The following is an 18430-nucleotide window of genomic DNA, read 5'->3' as shown; positions in this document are numbered from 1 at the left end:
CGCCGACCCGGCTACCTTTCGTGAAACCCCGCCATCGGGGCGTCGACATCCGCCCAATCCACGACGACGTTGTCCACCGATCCTGGAGTTTCACCGCTGCGCAGCAGGTCAAGCAAGCGCTGACACATCTCCCGCGAACCCTGGGCCACCACGTGCACCCGGCCGTCGGGCCGATTCGAAGCAAACCCGGTCAGACCGAGTTCCAACGCGCGTGAACGAGTCCACCACCGGAACCCCACACCCTGCACCCGACCGTGCACCCAGGCGCTCAACCTGACCTGGTCGTCGGCCGGCGCGGCGGGAGGTTCCGGACCGGTCATCGGCCGGCGACCTCGAACTTCACCTCGGTACCCGATTTCAGGGTGCGGCCCACGGTGCACACCTGATCAATGGCCCGCTCGACCACCGTCAGCAGCCTGGCCACCTCGGATTCCGTCAGGCCCGAGAGGTCGATCTCAAGTTTCTCCTCCAGCAGCGGATAGCGCTCCTGCTCCCGGTCGGCCGGGCCGGACACCCGGATCGTCGCCGGATAGTCATCGCCCAGCCGGCGGCGCAGCGGCTGGTCACTGGCCATCCCACTGCACGCCGCGAGCGCGATCTTGAGGAGCTCGCCGGGGGTGAACACCCCCTCGACGTCCTCACTGCCGACGAGTACTTCTGCACCACGCGAACTGCGCCCGACGTAGCGGCGCACGCCGGTGCGATCAACCCAAAGATCGGTCATGGGAGTATTTCTACACGTCGCGACACGCGGGCGGTCCAGCGGCAAAGACGAGCGGGAGGCCCCGGCGCGGCGGTTCGGCGCGGCGCGACCACGGGCCGCGACGATAGACTCGTCACACCGACTTTCGTTGAGGAGCACCGTGACGTATCCGCCGAGCAATCCGCCCACCCCACCCTCGGGTCCGCCCGAGCCGTGGCAGCAGCCGTATCAGCAGGGCGGGCCGCAGGGATATCCGAGCGGCGGGCCGACACCCGAACAGCCCTACGGGGCGCCCTCTGGCGCCCCCCAGCCGGGCCAGCAACCCTACGGACAACCCTACGGAGCCCCCTACGGCGGGCCGCAGCAGCCTCAACCGCCCTACGGTGCGCCCTATGGCGTCCCCCAGCCGGGCCAACCGCCCTACGGGGCGCCCTACGGAGCGCAGCCGCCCTACGGGGCGCCTCAGCAGCCGTACGGCTACCCCGCACCCACGCCGCCAGGTGGCGGAAACGGAAAGTGGCTGGCGATCGGCGCGGCGGTGCTGGCCGTGGTGATCCTCATCGGCGGCATCGCGATTTTCGCGTTGAGTGGTGACTCGGATTCCAACTCCGGACGCAACAACGCCGGGTCGTCGCAATCGTCCGGAGGAAAATCCTCCGGAGGTTCCTCCAACGAGAGCGACGAACAGAAAGAGGTCCGCGAATTCCTACAGGAGGTCATGTCGAGCAGCAGTGACCTCAAGGACGCGCTGCCCTATTTCTGTCAGGCCGATCAAGACCTGTTCGAGAAGTTCGGTGGTCTGGATGCGATCGACATCCCACACAGCACCGACCCCAGCGGCACGGCGGAGATCACCAAGATCACGGTGAACGGAAGCAAGGCCGTCGTCGACATCTCCACCAGCGCCGGTCCCGGAAAGTTCTACCTGCGCAAGGAGAGCGGATCCTGGAAGATCTGCATGTCCGACATGCCGGGCATGCCCAGCATGCCCTGATCGATGGTGTCAGCCCCGGGGACGGGGCTGACACTTCGGGCAGTAAAACGACGACCGGTTCATGAACCGGTCCCGGCGCATCACCGCGCCGCAGCGCCGGCACGGCTCGCCCTCGCGGCCATACGCGTCCAAAGACCGCTCGAAGTAACCGGATTCGCCGTTGACGTTGACATACAGCGAATCGAAAGACGTGCCGCCCTGGCTCAACGCATCGGTCATCACCTCGGCTGCGGCGTCGAGTACCTCGGCCAGCTGACGGCGAGGCAGCCGCGCGGCGGTCCGGGCCCCGTTGATCTTGGTCCGCCACAGGGCCTCGTCGGCATAGATGTTGCCGATCCCGGACACCACCGTCTGATCGAGCAGCTGCCGTTTGATCTCAGAGTGCTTGCGCCGCAAGACGCTAACCACGTGCTCGCGATCGAACAGCGGATCCAGTGGATCACGCGCGACGTGTGCGACCGGCTGCGGTACCGCGGTGCCGTCCACCGTCACCAACTCGGCCAGTTGCCAACCGCCGAACGTGCGCTGGTCGACGAAACTCAAGGCCGTGCCGTCATCGAGCATCGCCGCGATCCGCAGATGCCGATCATCGCGGATCGGCCCCAGCAGCATCTGCCCACTCATCCCCAGATGCACCACCAGGGCTTCGGTTTCGTCCTGGCCGCCGTCCTCCGCGAGCGTCAGCCAGAGATACTTGCCGCGCCGTCCGGTGCCGGTGATGCGCGCGTCCAACAGCCGTGCCGCCAGGTCCGCAGGACCGGCCTCATGCCGGCGTACCGCGCGCGGATGATGTACACGTACCGCCGAAATCGATTTGCCGGCAACATGTTCGGCCAACCCGCGGCGGACAACCTCTACCTCGGGCAGTTCGGGCATCGGTGCTCACGCATTGTCGAGGGCGTTGTCGACGGCCTTGTCGCCGGCTGCGTCCACGGCTTTGTCGACGGCGGTGTCGAGCGCGTTCCAGGCCGCGGCCGCCGCTTTGAGCTCGGCTTCTTTCTTGTTCCGCCCCACACCTCGGCCGTATTCGACGTCGCCGACCACCACGGCCGCCGAGAATTCCTTGTCGTGATCGGGGCCGGTGGAGGTCACCACGTAGCAGGGCGCACCGAGCCCGCGGGAGGCGGTCAGCTCCTGCAGACTGCTCTTCCAGTCCAGGCCGGCGCCCAGGGTGGGAGCGGTGTCGAGCAGTTCACCGAACAGCCGCAGGATCACCTCGCGGACGGTGGTCAGGCCGTGTTGCAAATAGATTGCGCCGAGCAGGGATTCGACACCGTCAGCGAGAATGCTGGACTTGTCGGCGCCCCCGGAATTCTCCTCCCCCTTGCCCAGCAGCAGGTGGCTGCCCAGCCCGCAATCGGTCAGGCCGCGACCGACGTCGGCCAGCGCCTGGGTGTTGACGATACTGGCCCGCAGCTTGGCCAGATCCCCCTCCGAGCGATCGGGATGACGGTGATAGAGCTCCTCGGTGATGGTCAATCCCAGCACCGCGTCCCCGAGGAACTCCAACCGCTCGTTGGTCGGGATCCCGCCGTTCTCGTAGGAGTAGCTGCGATGGGTCAGCGCGATGGTGAGCAGGTCGGACGGCAGTTCGATGCCCAGCGCTTCGAGCAGTGCGGCATGCGAATCGGTCACTTCTCTCCCCCGGGCCGCTTCTCGGTGGGCAGCATCGCGGCCAGCTTGGCCCAGCGGGGATCGATCTTGTCGTGATGATGCCCCGGCTCTGCGTTGGCCAGGGCAACACCGCAGTCGGGGCACAGCCCGGGGCAGTCCGGGCGGCACAGCGGCGAGAACGGCAAGGCCAGTCCGACCGCGTCGATGATCGGTTGTTCCAGGTCGACCGTGTCGGCCTGGCCACTGGAACCCACCCGGCCGACTTCGTCGGCCTCGGTCGTCTCGTCAGTGGCGCTGTCCGGGTAGGCGTACAACTCGGTGAGACCGATCTCGACGTCACCGGTGATCGGGGTCAGACAACGCGCACATTCACCGACCGTGGGGGCCGAGACGGTCCCGCTGACCAGCACTCCCTCCGAGACCGACTGCAGCTGCAGGTCGAGGTCCAGCGGCGCGCCCTGTTCGATGGCGATCAGTTCCGCGCCGATCCGGACCGGGCTGGGCACAGTCTCCCGATGCGTCAGCAGTGAACCAGGCCGCCGGCCCAGTCTCGCCACATCGATCACCAGCGGCGATCGGGAAACACCGGCCCGTCCAGATCCTCCCTGCCTGCCCGATCTCGCATGAGTCGCCATGAATCAATCCTACGGCGGCGGCAGGACCCGTCACGACGCACGTTGGGACCGGGTATCGGTCGGGCCCTCAGCGGGTGGCGTAGTCGTGGGTGCCCGCGGTGGTACGTAGCTGGTGGCGCCCGCGCCCCACCGACCGCAACGTGCCGTTGAGGAAGTCCTCGAACTCGGCGAGTTTGCTGTCCACGTAGATGTCGCACTCCCCGCGCAGCCGGTCGGCTTCCGCGTGCGCCGCGTCGATGAGCCGGGTGGCCTCGGCAGTCGCGGTCGAGACGATCTCGGTCTGCGACACCAGCCGCTGCTGCTCCTTGATGCCCTCCTGGACGGCTTTCTCGTAGGCCAGGTTGCCGTTCTCGATCAGGCGGTCGGCTTCGGTCTTGGCCCGGCCCGTGCTCGCGTCGTACTCCCGCTTCGCCACGGCCGCCAGGCGAGCCGCCTCTTCGCGGGCCTCACCGACCATGCGCTCACTGTGCTGGCGGGCTTCGGCGACCATCCGGTCCGCCTGGGCCTTGGCCTCGGCGAGCACCCGGTCGGCCTCACCCCTGGCGTGGTTGAGCATGCCGTCGGCGTCGGCATTGGACTTCGACATCACCGACTCGCAGTGCTCCTTGGCTTCCCGCAACAGCGAATCACGGGCGTCGAGCACGTCCTGCGCGTCGTCGAGTTCACCCGGGATGGCGTCCTTGATGTCATCGATCAGCTCGAGCACATCACCACGCGGCACCACACAGCCGGCGGTCATCGGCACACCACGCGCTTCTTCGACGATCGCGCCGAGCTCGTCGAGCGCTTCAAAAACTCGGTACACGGCAGAACCCTCCAGGCGTCGTTTGTTAGTGACCAGTGTGCCTGGTGTTACGCCTGTGACTGGGGAGCACAATCGGTGTGTCGCGCACGAGCTTGTTTGCCCGCCGAGCGTTGGCTTGTGCGCGAAATCCCGGCGAGAACTCGACCACGAGCCGTTCGTCGCCGGAGCCTAGGCCAGCTTCTCCTGCAACCGGCGATTCACCGGCTCGGGCAGCAGAGCCGACACGTCCCCGCCCAGGGAGGCCACCTCCTTGGCCAACGACGACGACACGAACGAGTACTGCGGCGTGGTGGCCACGAAGAAGGTGTCGACCCCGGCCACATGCTTGTTCATCTGCGCCATCTGCAGCTCGTACTCGAAGTCGGTACCGGTGCGCAGGCCTTTGACGATCGCGGTCAGGCCATGCGCCTTGACGAAGTCGACCACCAGGCCCTGACCGGACTCCACCCGCAGATTGGGCAGGTGTGTGGTCGATTCGGCGATCATCGCCATCCGCTCGCCGAGGTCGAACATCCCCTTCTTGTTGGGGTTCACCAGAACCGCCACCACCACCTCGTCGAACTGTGCGGCCGCACGCTCGAAGACGTCGACATGGCCAAGGGTCACCGGGTCGAAGGAGCCCGGGCATACCGCACCACTCATGGGTGACGACGCTACAGGTCGTCGCCCTACCCCACCTCGGCCAGTTCCACCCGGGTGTCACCGTAGCGACGGCTGCTCAACACGTCCCAACCCGCGGGCCAGGTCACCGGCAAACTCGATGCCCGTCGCTCGATCAGCACCACCGAACCCCGGCGCACCCAGCCGGCCGCGGCCAACACCGCGACCATCGCGTCGACGGCAGCGGCGTCGAGGTCATAGGGCGGGTCGGCGAGCACCAGATCGAATGGCCGGGCGGTTCCCGCCGCCAGCACCGTCTCGACGCTGCCGCGGCGCACCGTGGCGGCCCGGACCCCCAGGGCGGCGATGTTGTCGGCGATGACCGCGGCCGCGCGGTGATCGGCCTCGACAAACGTCGCCGAGGCCGCGCCGCGCGAAAGTGCCTCCAGGCCAAGCGCTCCCGAACCGGCGTACAGGTCCAGGACCGACATGCCGGCGAAATCCAACCGGGCGGTCAGCGCGTTGAACAACGCTTCGCGAACCCGGTCAGAGGTCGGCCGTGTCCCTTGACCCGAGGGCACCCGAAGGCGCCGCCCGCCCAGTTCCCCGGCGATGATGCGGGTCAGATCGATTCCCCGGTCGCGTCGCTCCTGCGCTCCGAACCGACCACGACCAGCAGGTCACCGCCTTCGACCTGCGCGGTGGGAGCCACCGCGACCCGCTCCACGATGCCGGCCCTGGGTGCGGTGATGGCAGCCTCCATCTTCATCGCCTCGATGGTGGCGATCGTGGCTCCGGCCTCCACAGTGTCCCCGGCGACGACGCCGACGGTGACCACCCCGGCGAACGGTGCCGCCACATGATCGGGATTGTTGCGGTCGGCCTTCTCGGCCGCCGGAACCTCACTGGCGATGCTGCGGTCACGCACGGTGATCGGCCGCAACTGACCGTTGAGGATGCACATCACGGTGCGCATGCCACGCTCGTCGGCATCGGAGATGGCTTCCAACCCGATCAGCAACTGCACGCCGCGTTCCAACTCGACACGGTGCTCCTCGCCGTAGCGCAGCCCATAGAAGAACTGGTTGGCGCTCAGACCGGACGTGTCACCGTAGGTTTCGCGGTGCGCCTCGAATTCTTTGGTGGGGCCGGGGAACAACAGCCGGTTCAGCGCTGCCTGCCGCTTGGGCCCCGGTGCCGACAACAGTGCCTCGTCCTCGACGGAGAGGTCCTGGATCGGCTTGGCCGGCCCGCGACCCTCAAGCGCCTTGGTGCGCAACGGTTCCGGCCAGCCGCCCGGCGGATCGCCGAGTTCGCCACGCAGGAAACCGATCACGCTGTCGGGGATGTCGTAGCGCGCCGGATCGGAAGCGAACTCCTCGGCACTGACACCCGCACCCACCAACGCCAGCGCCAGGTCCCCCACCACCTTGCTCGACGGGGTCACCTTCACCAACCGGCCCAGGATGCGGTCGGCGGCAGCGTAATTCGCCTCGATCTCCTCGAACCGGTCCCCGAGTCCCAGCGCGATCGCCTGCTGACGCAGATTGCTCAGCTGCCCACCGGGAATCTCGTGGGTGTAGACCCGGCCGGTGGGAGACGGCAACCCCGATTCGAACGGGGCATAAACCTTGCGCAGCGCCTCCCAGTACGGCTCAAGATCGCACACCGCATCCAACGACAACCCGGTGTCGTACTCGGTGTGCGCTGCCGCGGCCACGATCGAGGACAACGCCGGCTGACTCGTCGTGCCCGCCAACGGTGCCGCCGCACCGTCGACCGCCGACGCCCCGGCCTGCCAGGCCGCCAGGTACGTCGCCAACTGTCCACCCGGGGTGTCATGGGTGTGCATATGCACCGGCAGATCGAAACGCGACCGCAGGGCACTGACCAGTTGGTGCGCCGAATGTGGCCGCAGCAGACCGGCCATGTCCTTGATCGCGAGCACATGGGCACCGGCCTCGACGATCTGCTCGGCCAGCTTGAGGTAGTAGTCGAGCGTGTACAGATTCTCCCTGGGGTCGGACAGATCCCCGGTGTAGGACATCGCCACCTCGGCGATCGTGGTGCCCGTCTCACGCACCGCGTCGATGGCCGGGCGCATCGACTCGACATTGTTGAGCGCATCGAAGATCCGGAAGATGTCAATGCCAGTCGCCGCCGCTTCCTCCACGAACGCCGACGTCACCAACTCCGGATACGGGGTGTAGCCCACGGTGTTGCGACCCCGCAACAACATCTGCAGACAGATGTTGGGCACTGCTTCACGCAGCGCGGCCAGCCGCTCCCATGGGTCCTCTTTCAGGAAGCGCAGTGCTACGTCGTACGTTGCCCCACCCCAACATTCGATGGACAGCAGCTGCGGCATCATCCGAGACACATACGGCGCGACCTTGAGCAGACCGGTGGAGCGCAACCGGGTGGCCAGCAACGACTGATGAGCGTCGCGGAACGTGGTATCGGTGACCCCGACGGCCTTGCTGTCACGCATCCACCGCGCGAACCCCTCCGGGCCCAACTCCACCAAACGCTGCTTGGAGCCGGCCTGCGGCACCGAAGACAGGTCCAGGGCCGGCAGCTTGTCTTGCGGGTACACCCCCGTCGGCCGCTCACCGTTGGGCTTGTTCACCGTGACGTCGGCCAGGTAGTTCAGAATCCTGGTGCCACGATCGGCCGGCGTGTGCGCGGTGAGCAGCTGCGGACGATCATCGATGAACGAGGTGGTGACCCGCCCGGCCCGGAAATCCGGATCATCGATCACCGCCTGCAAGAACGGGATGTTCGTCGAGACCCCGCGGATCCGGAACTCGGCAAGGGCACGCCGGGCCCGGGCCACCGCGGTGGAGAAATCCCGCCCCCGACACGTCAGCTTGACCAGCATGGAGTCGAAGTGCGCCGAAATTTCCGCGCCCAGATTCGAACCGCCGTCCAGCCGGATGCCGGCGCCACCGGGCGAGCGGTACGCGGTGATCCGGCCGGTGTCCGGCCGGAAACCGTTGGCCGGGTCCTCGGTGGTGATCCGGCACTGCATGGCAGCCCCGCGAATGACCAGGGTGTCCTGGCTCAGGCCCAGATCGGCCAGCGTCTCGCCCGCGGCGATGCGCAACTGCGAACCGACCAGATCGACATCGGTGATCTCCTCGGTCACCGTGTGCTCCACCTGAATCCGTGGGTTGCACTCGATGAAAACGTGGTGACCGCGCTCGTCGAGCAGGAACTCGATGGTGCCCGCGCAGCTGTAGCCGATCTGGCGGGCGAGCGCCACCGCATCGGCGCAAATGCGTTCGCGCAGAGCCGGATCCAGGTTTGGGGCCGGCGCCAGCTCGATCACCTTCTGGTGCCGCCGTTGCACGCTGCAGTCCCGCTCGAACAGGTGCATCACGTGCCCTTGGGTGTCGGCCAGGATCTGCACCTCGATGTGGCGCGGATTGATCACCGCCTGCTCCAGGTACACCGCCGGATCGCCGAACGCCGACTCCGCCTCACGCGACGCCGCTTCCACGGCCTCGGCCAACGCCTCGGCGTCGGTGACCCGGCGCATCCCGCGCCCGCCACCACCGGATACCGCCTTGACGAACAGCGGGAATTCCATATCCCGTGCCGCGGCGAGCAATTCATCCACCGACGACGACGGCGCCGAGGACGCCAGCACCGGCAATCCGGCCGCCCGCGCCGCATCGATGGCCCGCGCCTTGTTGCCGGTCAGTTCCAGGACTTCAGCCGACGGCCCGACAAAGGTGATTCCGGCCACCGCGCAGGCAGCCGCCAGTTCCGGATTCTCCGACAGGAACCCGTAACCCGGATACACCGCATCCGCACCGGAATGCTGGGCGACCCTGATGATCTCGTCCACCGACAGGTACGCCCGTACCGGATGCCCGATCTCACCGATCTGGTACGACTCATCCGCCTTGAGGCGGTGCAGCGAATTGCGATCCTCGTACGGGTACACCGCCACGGTCGCGATGCCCATCTCGTAGGCAGCACGGAACGCACGGATCGCGATCTCGCCACGATTGGCGACTAACAGTTTGGAAATCACGCGTAGACCTAACCGCCAAGTTATTTCTGAAGTGTTACAGCAGCGTTGACCAGTATTCCCAGAAACGCACCAGGATCAACAGCACAAGTGAGGTGAACCAGAGCGCCACGATCGACCAGCGCCACTGGTAGATCGTTGCGGCCACCGCGTTGGCGTGCAGCGGCCGCAACGCGATCGAACCCACCACCACCAGCAGCGGGATCGTCACCGACCACACCACCATGCAGTACGGGCACAGCGCACCGATGCGGTACAGGCTCTCGAAGATCAGCCAGTGCACCATGACCGCACCGGCCAGGGTGCCCACGGCGAAGCCGATCCAGTACCAGCGGGGCAACCGCACACCGGCGACCGCCAGCACGCCGGTGACCAGGGTCAGCGTGAAGGCGACGACCCCGATCAGCGAGTTGGGAAATCCGAAGACCGCCGCCTGCGGAGTGGACATCACCGATCCACACGAGATCACCGGGTTGATGCTGCAGGTCGGCACGTACGAGGGATCGATCAACAGCTCGATCTTCTCGATGGTCAGCGCCATCGCCGCCGCCAGACCGAGCACCCCGGCAATCAAAATCCAGAGCGCACTGGCCCGGCCCACACCGACACCCGGGGACGCATCGGTTCCCGGTTCGTCGAGTTCGGCGGACGTTTCGGTCATGGCCTGGCCGGCGCCGGGGCGGGAGCCGGCGCGGCAGGGGCCGGGGCGGGTGCGGCAGGAGCGGCCGGAGCGGGAGCAGCCGGGGCGGGAGCCGCGCTCTTCAGCTCGGGGAGGTCGCCGACGATCTCTTTGACCTTCGCGACCAGCGCGTCAGGCGTGCTCCACTGGTAATCCTCGCCGTTGATCTTCACGCTCGGTGTCCCGTGCACGCCGGCCGCAGCGGCCATCCCTTGCACCATCTCCACGTAACGACCCTTGGTGATGCAGTCGGGCACGCCCCCGGCAGCGCCGGCCTGACGGGCCAACTCGATGATCCGGGCGTTGTCCGGATAGACACCGCCACCCTCCTCCGGCTGAATTCCAGGGGTGAAGAGCGCGGAGTGGAACCGGCGGAATGCCTCCACGGATTCGTCTGCCACGCAGTACGCGGCCCCGCCCGCCCGCGACGAATAGCCGTTGCCGGCCTTGTCCAGGATCGCCACCATGTGGTAATCGGCGGCCACCGCGCCGCTGTCGATCAGCTTGTTGATGGTCGGGCCGAACGCGTTCTCGAACTGGCCGCACGCCGGACAGAGGAAGTCCTCGAAGATGCCCAGCGTCACCTTGGACTCCGACGTGCCGTCTTTGGTGATCACATTGGGCGCGGCCACGTGGATGGCCCTGGCCTCGCCGGCGGCCGGACGCTTCTCACCGGTCATCACGATGTAGAGCACCAGGCCGACCGCGAACAGCACCACCACGGCTGTCAGCCCGATCTGGACGAACAGATTGCGCTTGCGGTCCGCCGCCTTGAGGTCGTACTTCGCGGTCTTCTTCGGTTTGGCCACGTCGACCAGCGTACCGGCGGCGACGAGTCAGCTTTCGGCGTGGCTGAGATGTGCGCGCAGGGCCGAGATCATCGCACTCGTCGCGGTGGCACTGCCGCCGCCGAGCGGGAAGAAATTGGCAAATGCGTGGATCAGCGACCGCTCTTCACGCAAGTCCACCACCACTCCGGCGTCGCGCAGCGCCCGCGCGTAGCGGTTGCCCTCGTCACGCAACGGGTCAAACCCGGCCGTGACGACCAAAGCCGGCGGCAGGCCGGACAGATCCTCGCTCAGCAGGGGCGATACCAGCGGATCGGCGGCGACCACCTCGGCACCGTCGAGGTAGTGACCGGCGAACCAGTCCATGTCGCGCTTGGTCAGGAAGTAGCCGTCGGCGAACAACGTCTTGGATCGCGTGTCGCTCGACCAGTCGGTGACCGGGTAGAGCAGCAACTGCAGCGCAGGCAGCGGTAATTCGGAGTCGCGGGCCTGCTGGGTCACCACCGCGGCCAGGTTGCCACCGGCACTGTCGCCGCCGACCAGCACCCGCGTGGCGCCCAGGCCGGCGGCATGGTCGAGTGCCCATTGATAGGCGGCATAGGCGTCGTCGACCGCCGCCGGCGCCTTGTGCTCGGGAGCCAACCGGTAGTCCACCGAGACCACCTGGATTCCGCCGTCCCGGCAGATCAGCCGGCACAGGCTGTCGTGGGTGTCCAGGTCCCCCAGCACGAATCCGCCGCCGTGGAAGTACAGCAGCAGCGCCGGGGTCGGCGCGGAGCCGCTGCCGTCGGGAACATACCGGCGCGCCGGGATCGGCCCGGCCGGCCCGGGAATGGAAATGCTGGACACATCGGCGTCGATCCGCGGTCGCATCATGCCCGCCGTGGCCCGCAGCGCGGCCCGCGACACCGCGACACCGCCTTCCGGGCTGTGGTCGGCGACGAGCCCGCCGACGCCGGCGGCATGTTCGGCGGCCAGGGTGAACTGCAGTGTGGTGTCGAGGGTGTTGCCGTCGACGGTTACCGAACGCCCACCCAGCAGCAGACGCTTGCGGCGGTCGGAGATCCGCGGAATCGCCGCGAGGGTGAACTTGGTGGCCCGCGCGAGCAGCAGCGCTCGGACCGCGTCGCGGGTCATGCCGTCCCTGCCGCGTATCGCCTGCCCGCCTGGCAGACTTTCAGTCATGGCTGCTCCCTCAGTGAATCCTCGTGTCACGCTCAACGACGGTAATTCGATCCCACAGGTCGGGTTGGGAGTTTGGCAGACCCCTGCCGAGGACACCGAACGCGCGGTCACCGCGGCCCTGCAGGCCGGCTACCGTCACATCGACACTGCCGCCGCCTACCGCAACGAGACCGAAACCGGCCGCGGACTGGCCAATTCCGGGGTGGCACGCCAGGACGTCTTCCTGGTGACCAAACTGTGGAACAGCGACCAGGGCTACGACTCGACGCTCGCCGCGTTCGACGCCAGCCTGGACCGGCTCGGGGTGGACTACCTCGACCTGTATCTCATCCACTGGCCGGTGCCCGCCAACAACGCCTACGTCGACACGTTCAAAGCCTTCGCGCATCTGCGCGATCAGGGCCGCGTCCGCTCCATCGGGGTCAGCAATTTCGAACCCGAGCACCTCGACGTGCTCATCGACTCCACCGGCATCGTGCCCGCCGTCAACCAGATCGAGCTGCACCCGCTGTTCCCGCAGCACGAGCTGCGCGAGGTGCACGCCCGGCTGGGGATCGCGACCGAGGCGTGGAGCCCGCTGGGCCAGGGCTCGTTGCTCGCCGACCCGGTGATCGGCGGCATCGCCGAACAGCACGGCAAAACTCCCGCCCAGGTACTGATTAGGTGGCATATCCACCTGGGTAATATCGTCATCCCCAAGTCGGTGAACCCAGAGCGGATTGTGAGCAATTTCGACGTGTTCGATTTCGATCTGACCGAAGCGGACATGACGGCGATCGCATCGCTCGACACGGGCACCCGCCTGGGACCAGATCCGCGAACCTTCAACTTCACAGGATAGGCAGACATGACCTCCTCGGCCGCGGCCGCGATCCCCACCGTCACGCTCAACGACGGCCGTACGATGCCCGTCGTCGGACTCGGTGTCGGCGGGCTCTCGGATTCCGAGGCCGAGCAGACGGTGTCCGCCGCGCTGGCAGCCGGTCACCGGCTGATCGACACAGCGGCCGCCTACGGCAACGAGGCCGGCGTCGGCCGGGCCATCGCGGCGTCGGGCATCCCGCGCGAGGAGATTTCGGTCACCACCAAGCTGGCCCTCCCCGACCTGGGGTTCAAGTCATCCCAGGATGCCGGGCGCGCCAGCCTGGAGCGGCTCGGCCTCGATTACGTGGACCTGTACCTGATCCACTGGCCCGGCGTCGACACCGGCAAGTACGTCGACAGTTGGGGCGGGTTGATGGCGCTCAAGCAGGAGGGGCTGGCGCTGTCCACCGGGGTGGCCAATTTCAGCCCCGAGAACCTGTCGACCATCGTCGGCCTGACGTTCGTCACCCCCGCGGTCAACCAGATCGAGCTGCACCCGCTGCTCAATCAGAGCGCCTGGCGCGCAGCCAATGCCGAACACAACGTCGTCACCGAGGCCTACAGCCCGCTCGGCGTCGGCAACCTGCTCGACAACCCGGCGGTCACCGCCATCGCCGACGCGCACGGCAAGACCCCGGCGCAGGTGCTGATCCGATGGAGCATCCAGCTGGGCAACGTGGTGATCTCCCGCTCCACCAAGCCCGAGCGCATCGCATCCAATCTCGACGTGTTCGGCTTCGAGCTGACCGGCGACGAGATCGCGGCGCTCGACAGTCTCGACAATGGCACCCGGTTCCGGCCCGACCCGGCGACTTTCACGGGGTAATGCTCGGCGAGGAAAGTCAGGCCGTGGGGCAGCTGCCCGCGGCCTCGCGCAGCACCCCCGCCGACGCGGCATCGATCGGTAGCGCGTAGCCGCGCAACACCTCGGCGAACTGCACCGCGTACTGGCACCAGAACGCCCGATTGGGCGGCATCCAGTGGGCCGGCTCCTGATCGCCCTTGTCCTGGTTGGGTTTACCGGCGACGGCCAGCAGATTGGCCGGGTCGTTGGCGAACCGCAGACGCAGCGCCTCCGGCCACCCGCGCGCCCCGAGATCCCAGGCCAGCGCCAACGGCACGAGGTGATCGATCTGCACCGCGGCGCCGGTCTGATTACCCCGCACGAACGACACCACCGCGTTCGTGTAGGGATCGTGCAGTGTGCCGGTGGCCACCGCGGACGGGCAGCGTTTGATCGCCACGAACGTCTTGTCGGTCAGATCCCGAGCGAGGATGTCGTTGCGGGTGTCGCAGCCGTTGTGCCCGCCGGGGGCGGCGTTGTCGTCGTCCCAGGCCTCACCGAACGCAGCCCGCCGATAATCGTTGCCGCGCACCCGTTCCGGGATCAGCGCCACCCCGGCCAAGACGTCCGCCCCCGGCGCGATCGTCGGAACCTGCGCCTGCGCGGCGAAACCCGCCTGACGCTGCGTCGACGAGACCACCTGAACGGCCACCAGCACCGTGAGGCCGACCATCGCGGCCAACCACCACAGCCGTCGCCCTCTCACGCCTTGTCCAGGTATTCGACGCGGTCGGTGTCGACGAATTGGGCTGCCAACAGCGCCATGCCGGGATCGTCAGGCCGCTTCTCATACAGCGATTCGCAGAACTCACGGGCATCGGTGATCACGCCCAGATGATCGGCCAGTGACAGGAACCGCAGATTGATCGTGCGCCCGGACTGGTTGAGCCCCAGCACATCCCCCTCACGACGCTCCCGCAGGTCGAGATCGGCCAGGGCGAACCCGTCGAGTGTGGCGGCGACAGCCTTGATCCGTTCGCCCGCCTTCGAGGTCTCCGGGAGCCGGGTGGCGAGCAGACACAGGCTGGGATGCTGACCGCGACCGATCCGGCCGCGCAGCTGATGGAGCTGGCTGACACCGAAACGATCGGAATCCATCACCACCATGACGGTGGCATTGGGGACGTCGACACCGACCTCGATCACCGTGGTGCACACCAGAACATCGATCTCCCCCGCGCGGAACGCGGCCATCACCAGGTCCTTCTCGTCACCGGACAGCCGGCCGTGCATGAGGCCGAGCCGCAACCCCGCCAACGGCCCCGCGCCGAGCCGGTCGAACAACTCGTGGACCGTGATCGGCGGTGGGCCGCCTTCGCCGCTGACCTTGTCAGATTCGTCGATGCGCGAGGCCACCACGTAGGCCTGACGACCGGCGCCGACTTCCTCCCGGATCCGGGCCCAGGCCCGGTCCAGCCACGTCGGCTTCTGCGTGACGAAGATGGTGTTGGTGGTGATGGGCTGACGACCGCGCGGAAGCTCACGCAACGTCGAGGTTTCCAGGTCACCGTAGACGGTCAGTGCCACCGTGCGCGGAATCGGCGTCGCGGTCATCACCAACAGGTGGGGGGTCACCCCGTCACGTGCCTTGGCGCGCAGGGTATCCCGCTGCTCCACGCCGAATCGGTGTTGCTCGTCGACCACGACCATCCCGAGGTTGTGGAATTCCACCGCGTCCTGCAGCAGCGCGTGGGTGCCGATCACGATGCCGGCCGCGCCGGAAGCCACCTCGCCGCGAACCTCACGCTTCTGCTGCAGCGTCATCGAACCCGTCAGCAGTGCAACCCGGGTACCGTACTCGGCCCCACCGAGCTGCCCGGCCATGGCCAGCGGCCCCAGCACGTCTCGGACCGACCGGGCATGTTGGGCGGCAAGCACTTCGGTCGGCGCCAGCAGGGCACACTGGTAGCCGGCGTCGACCATCTGCAGCATGGCCAGCACCGAGACGATCGTCTTACCGGAGCCGACCTCACCCTGCAGCATCCGGTTCATGGGCCGCGTCGAGGCCAGTTCATCCGAGATCACTTCGAGCACCTCGGCCTGGCCCTGCGTGAGCTCGAACGGCAGGCGGGTCGCCATCGCGGCGGCAAGACCGTCGGTGCTGCGCGGTGCAACGGGCCCGGATTCGCTGAGCTCGCCGTAGCGCCGTGCCACCAGACCCCATTGCAGGCCGATCGCCTCGTCGTAGGTCAGCCGCTCGATGGCCCGGACCCGGTCGACCGAGTTCTCGGCCAGATGGATGGCCCGTAACGCCTCGTCCTCGCTCATCAGATCCCGCTCCCGCACAAAGGATTCCGGAAGTGGATCGGCGACCGGGTCGAGCACGTCCAGCACCTGACGCACGCAGGCGTAGATGTCCCAGCTCTGCACCTTGGCGCTGGCCGGATAGATCGGGAAGAAATCCCGCTCGAACGCCGACAGTAATTCGTCGCCGGTCGCTCCTGAGCTGGTGGCGATGGCCTTCATCGCTTTGCTACCAGGAGTCTTGCCGGTCGGGGAATCCAGCACCAGATAGGCCGGATGCGTCAATTGCATTGCGCCCTTGAAGAATCCGACCTCGCCCGACAACATGATCCGAGTACCGGTGGGCAGCTGGTCGATCATCCAGCCGGCGTTGAAGAACGTGGCGGTCACCTTCGGCCGGTGTTCTCCCAGGGTGACGCGCAGCCATTTGCGGGCACGCTTGCCGGGTTGACTGCGCATCAACCCGTCCTTGGTGTCGGTCACCACGTCGACGAACGTGACGTGCTCGCCCTCGGTGAGATCGAGGGCGTCGTCCTCACCGCGAACCGACATCCCCTCGCTGTACTTGCGCGGATAGTGCCGCAGCAGGTCGTTGACGGTGCGCAGGCCGAAATTGTCGAAGAGCTTGTCGGCGCCCTTCTTGCCGAGGACGAAGTCCAGCCGATCACCCAGCGTGGCCACTACTCCACCCCGATCAGCAGAGCGTCGCCGCGGTGGCCGGTGCGGTAGGTGACCAGCTCGGCGCCCAGATGCGCGCGGTGTACGTGCGCCCGCAGCGCCTCCCCGACCGTGTCGTCGACGTCCTGGCCGGTCAGCACGGTGATGAGCTCCCCGCCGGCCACCATCATCAGGTCGATCAGACCGGCAGCAGCCGCAGTCACGTCGGGCCCGACGATCAGCACCTCATCACCGCTGATACCCAACCCGTCGCCAGGCTTACACGCGCCAGCCCAGGTCAACGCCTCCTCGGTGGCGATCCGCACCGCACCGTGGCGGGCGCCTGCGGCGGCCTGCGCCATGGTGTACCCGTCGTCGACGGCCTGCCTGCCCGCGTCGTGCACGGCCAGCGCGGCCAAACCCTGCACCATCGAACCGGCCGGCACCGGCACCACGTCGATGCCCCAGCCGATCGCGGCCGTGCAACCGGCCACGAGTTCCTCGGCGGCCACGTATCCGTTGGGCAGCACCATGACCTGGGCCGCCCCCACGTCGATCAGGGCACGCAGCAACTGCTGGGCGCTGATCGGCTCACCATCGTCGGGCCGCAGCACGTGGGCTCCCTCGCCGGCGAACAGTGCGGCCGCGCCGTCCCCGTCCACGACGGCCAGCACCGCCCGCTCGCGGGCCCACCCGCCGGCCGGCCGGGCGCCCACCGCACCCGTCAGCGCGGTGATCTGAATGCGGGTCAGGGTCCCGACCGCAAGACCGGCCTCCACCGCCGCGCCGGCGTCGTCCACATGGACATGTACCGAGTACTGATCGCCGCCCGAGGTGGCGATGGCCACCGATTCACCCATCTGATCCAGCGTGGCCCGCAACCCCTCGACCGCGGCGGCACCGCAGCCGCTCAACAGATACATGACCTCGAACTGCGGCGGCGCGGGAGCGTCCAGCGTGGGTTGCGGTGCGGCCGGGGTGTACGCCGGCCGACGCGGCGCGTGCCCGGTCAGGGTGACGGTCATCGCGTCGAGCAGCACGAGCAGCCCACGACCGCCGGAATCGACCACGCCGGCCCTGGCCAACACGTCGAGTTGCTCGGGGGTGCGGTCGAGCGCGACGGCCGCGGCATCGCCGGCGGCGGCCGCGGCATCGGCGACGTCGCCGCCTTCGGCCGCGCAGTGCTCGGCACCCTCGGCCGCCGCCTGCAGCACCGACACGATCGTGCCCGCCACCGGCTCGCCCATCGAGGTGACCACCAACGCGCCGGCGTGACGCAGCGCCGCACCGAACAACACCCCGTCGACCGCCGACAGATCGCCGTCACGCTGCGCCGCCGCCGCGGTGATCACCTCGGCCAGACCGAGCAGGATCTGCGACAGGATCACCCCCGAATTGCCGCGGGCGCCGTGCAACGCCCCCGCCGCCAGCGCGCCCGCCACTGCGGTGATGTCGCTGCCGGCCGGCTCCGCGTCGACATGCGCCCACGCCGAACGCATCGTGAACAGCATGTTCGTCCCGGTATCGGCATCGGCCACCGGGAAGACGTTGAGCCGGTTGATCTCGTCGGTGTGGACGATCAGATCGTCGACGGCAGTGTGAGCCCAGACCCGCAACGCATGGGCATCCAGCCGTCGAGTCGACATCGGACCTCCCAATCCCCATCACATCCCGACAGAATTCCCACCGCGCGGCGCGCTCGCCGCGTGGGCGCCAGCCTATCCAGTGCCGGGGACAAATCCGATCAGAGCACCGTTGGCTGTGGACAACCTGAAGCCG

At 67.7% G+C, this 18430-nt stretch carries 18 protein-coding genes; 3 read left to right on the top strand and 15 right to left on the bottom strand.

All coding sequences use genetic code 11. From position 1 onward, the window contains the following. Positions 1 to 11 precede the first annotated feature (11 nt). A complete protein-coding gene (locus FR943_RS11400) occupies positions 12 to 320 on the bottom strand; it encodes an acylphosphatase (RefSeq protein WP_217157020.1) in 309 nt (102 codons plus the stop codon). Further along, the gene (locus tag FR943_RS11395) at positions 317 to 724 is read right to left on the bottom strand and encodes an OsmC family protein (protein ID WP_217157019.1); all 408 of its coding nucleotides are present in this window, start codon (positions 722 to 724) and stop codon (positions 317 to 319) included. The genes FR943_RS11400 and FR943_RS11395 overlap by 4 nt, the downstream gene beginning before the upstream one ends. Positions 725 to 863: 139 nt before the next feature. Between FR943_RS11395 and FR943_RS11390 the strand changes: the two genes are divergently transcribed. Next, a complete protein-coding gene (locus FR943_RS11390; RefSeq protein WP_217157017.1) occupies positions 864 to 1697 on the top strand; it encodes a hypothetical protein in 834 nt (277 codons plus the stop codon). A gap of 9 nt (positions 1698 to 1706) precedes the next feature. Here FR943_RS11390 and mutM read toward each other — a convergent pair whose 3' ends face one another. The 10 genes from mutM to FR943_RS11340 form a co-directional block, all read right to left on the bottom strand. Beyond that, the gene (gene mutM, locus FR943_RS11385) at positions 1707 to 2573 is read right to left on the bottom strand and encodes a bifunctional DNA-formamidopyrimidine glycosylase/DNA-(apurinic or apyrimidinic site) lyase (RefSeq protein ID WP_217157015.1); all 867 of its coding nucleotides are present in this window, start codon (positions 2571 to 2573) and stop codon (positions 1707 to 1709) included. A 6-nt stretch (positions 2574 to 2579) separates the two neighbouring features. Continuing rightward, entirely contained in the window at positions 2580 to 3332 is a 753-nt protein-coding gene (gene rnc, locus FR943_RS11380) for a ribonuclease III (RefSeq protein ID WP_217157013.1), read from the bottom strand. Then, on the bottom strand, positions 3329 to 3946 hold the full coding sequence (locus tag FR943_RS11375; protein ID WP_217157006.1) for a YceD family protein: 618 nt from the start codon (positions 3944 to 3946) through the stop codon (positions 3329 to 3331). Before FR943_RS11375 ends, rnc begins: the two co-directional genes overlap by 4 nt. 67 nt (positions 3947 to 4013) lie before the next feature. After that, positions 4014 to 4751 (bottom strand): cell division protein SepIVA, encoded by a 738-nt coding sequence (gene sepIVA, locus FR943_RS11370; protein WP_217157004.1) that lies wholly within the window; start codon positions 4749 to 4751, stop codon positions 4014 to 4016. A gap of 168 nt (positions 4752 to 4919) precedes the next feature. Further along, complete coding sequence (coaD, locus tag FR943_RS11365) at positions 4920 to 5393, bottom strand: pantetheine-phosphate adenylyltransferase (protein ID WP_217157002.1); 474 nt, start codon at positions 5391 to 5393, stop codon at positions 4920 to 4922. Positions 5394 to 5419: 26 nt separating this feature from the next. Continuing rightward, a complete protein-coding gene (gene rsmD / locus FR943_RS11360) occupies positions 5420 to 5977 on the bottom strand; it encodes a 16S rRNA (guanine(966)-N(2))-methyltransferase RsmD (protein WP_217158163.1) in 558 nt (185 codons plus the stop codon). After that, a complete protein-coding gene (locus FR943_RS11355) occupies positions 5974 to 9393 on the bottom strand; it encodes a pyruvate carboxylase (RefSeq protein ID WP_217156994.1) in 3420 nt (1139 codons plus the stop codon). Before FR943_RS11355 ends, rsmD begins: the two co-directional genes overlap by 4 nt. 34 nt (positions 9394 to 9427) lie before the next feature. Then, on the bottom strand, positions 9428 to 10051 hold the full coding sequence (locus FR943_RS11350) for a vitamin K epoxide reductase family protein (protein WP_217156991.1): 624 nt from the start codon (positions 10049 to 10051) through the stop codon (positions 9428 to 9430). Beyond that, complete coding sequence (locus FR943_RS11345) at positions 10048 to 10878, bottom strand: DsbA family protein (RefSeq protein ID WP_217156989.1); 831 nt, start codon at positions 10876 to 10878, stop codon at positions 10048 to 10050. The genes FR943_RS11350 and FR943_RS11345 overlap by 4 nt, the downstream gene beginning before the upstream one ends. A 27-nt stretch (positions 10879 to 10905) precedes the next feature. After that, positions 10906 to 12042: an alpha/beta hydrolase gene (locus FR943_RS11340; RefSeq protein WP_217156988.1), complete on the bottom strand. Its 1137-nt coding sequence runs from the start codon at positions 12040 to 12042 to the stop codon at positions 10906 to 10908. Between the two features lie 13 nt (positions 12043 to 12055). Here FR943_RS11340 and FR943_RS11335 point away from each other — a divergent pair, with 13 nt between their 5' ends. Both FR943_RS11335 and FR943_RS11330 read left to right on the top strand, forming a co-directional pair. Continuing rightward, the gene (locus FR943_RS11335) at positions 12056 to 12883 is read left to right on the top strand and encodes an aldo/keto reductase (RefSeq protein WP_217158160.1); all 828 of its coding nucleotides are present in this window, start codon (positions 12056 to 12058) and stop codon (positions 12881 to 12883) included. A 6-nt stretch (positions 12884 to 12889) separates the two neighbouring features. Next, the gene (locus FR943_RS11330; RefSeq protein ID WP_217156985.1) at positions 12890 to 13732 is read left to right on the top strand and encodes an aldo/keto reductase; all 843 of its coding nucleotides are present in this window, start codon (positions 12890 to 12892) and stop codon (positions 13730 to 13732) included. 16 nt (positions 13733 to 13748) lie between these two features. Here FR943_RS11330 and FR943_RS11325 read toward each other — a convergent pair whose 3' ends face one another. The 3 genes from FR943_RS11325 to FR943_RS11315 are packed head-to-tail and all read right to left on the bottom strand — an operon-like array spanning position 13749 to position 18297. Beyond that, positions 13749 to 14423 carry an HNH endonuclease family protein gene (locus FR943_RS11325; protein WP_218045616.1) on the bottom strand — a complete coding sequence of 225 codons (675 nt, stop codon included), beginning with the start codon at positions 14421 to 14423 and terminating at the stop codon, positions 13749 to 13751. A 29-nt stretch (positions 14424 to 14452) separates the two neighbouring features. Beyond that, the gene (recG, locus tag FR943_RS11320) at positions 14453 to 16675 is read right to left on the bottom strand and encodes an ATP-dependent DNA helicase RecG (RefSeq protein ID WP_217156981.1); all 2223 of its coding nucleotides are present in this window, start codon (positions 16673 to 16675) and stop codon (positions 14453 to 14455) included. After that, positions 16675 to 18297, bottom strand: a complete 1623-nt coding sequence (locus tag FR943_RS11315; RefSeq protein WP_217156979.1) for a fatty acid kinase ATP-binding subunit FakA — start codon at positions 18295 to 18297, stop codon at positions 16675 to 16677. Before FR943_RS11315 ends, recG begins: the two co-directional genes overlap by 1 nt. Positions 18298 to 18430 lie beyond the last annotated feature (133 nt).

Origin of the sequence: [Mycobacterium] fortunisiensis (genome assembly GCF_019050325.1) — a bacterium.
Taxonomy (GTDB): domain Bacteria; phylum Actinomycetota; class Actinomycetes; order Mycobacteriales; family Mycobacteriaceae; genus Mycobacterium; species Mycobacterium fortunisiensis.
This window is presented reverse-complemented; position numbering and strand designations above follow the sequence as displayed.

Coding starts and splice junctions, on each gene's coding strand:
- FR943_RS11400 (WP_217157020.1), bottom strand. CDS start 320: ATGACCGGTCCGGAACCTCCCGCCGCGCCGGCCGACGACCAGGTCAGG.
- FR943_RS11395 (WP_217157019.1), bottom strand. CDS start 724: ATGACCGATCTTTGGGTTGATCGCACCGGCGTGCGCCGCTACGTCGGG.
- mutM (WP_217157015.1), bottom strand. CDS start 2,573: ATGCCCGAACTGCCCGAGGTAGAGGTTGTCCGCCGCGGGTTGGCCGAA.
- FR943_RS11375 (WP_217157006.1), bottom strand. CDS start 3,946: ATGGCGACTCATGCGAGATCGGGCAGGCAGGGAGGATCTGGACGGGCC.
- coaD (WP_217157002.1), bottom strand. CDS start 5,393: ATGAGTGGTGCGGTATGCCCGGGCTCCTTCGACCCGGTGACCCTTGGC.
- FR943_RS11350 (WP_217156991.1), bottom strand. CDS start 10,051: ATGACCGAAACGTCCGCCGAACTCGACGAACCGGGAACCGATGCGTCC.
- FR943_RS11340 (WP_217156988.1), bottom strand. CDS start 12,042: ATGACTGAAAGTCTGCCAGGCGGGCAGGCGATACGCGGCAGGGACGGC.
- FR943_RS11330 (WP_217156985.1), top strand. CDS start 12,890: ATGACCTCCTCGGCCGCGGCCGCGATCCCCACCGTCACGCTCAACGAC.
- FR943_RS11325 (WP_218045616.1), bottom strand. CDS start 14,423: ATGGTCGGCCTCACGGTGCTGGTGGCCGTTCAGGTGGTCTCGTCGACG.
- FR943_RS11315 (WP_217156979.1), bottom strand. CDS start 18,297: ATGTCGACTCGACGGCTGGATGCCCATGCGTTGCGGGTCTGGGCTCAC.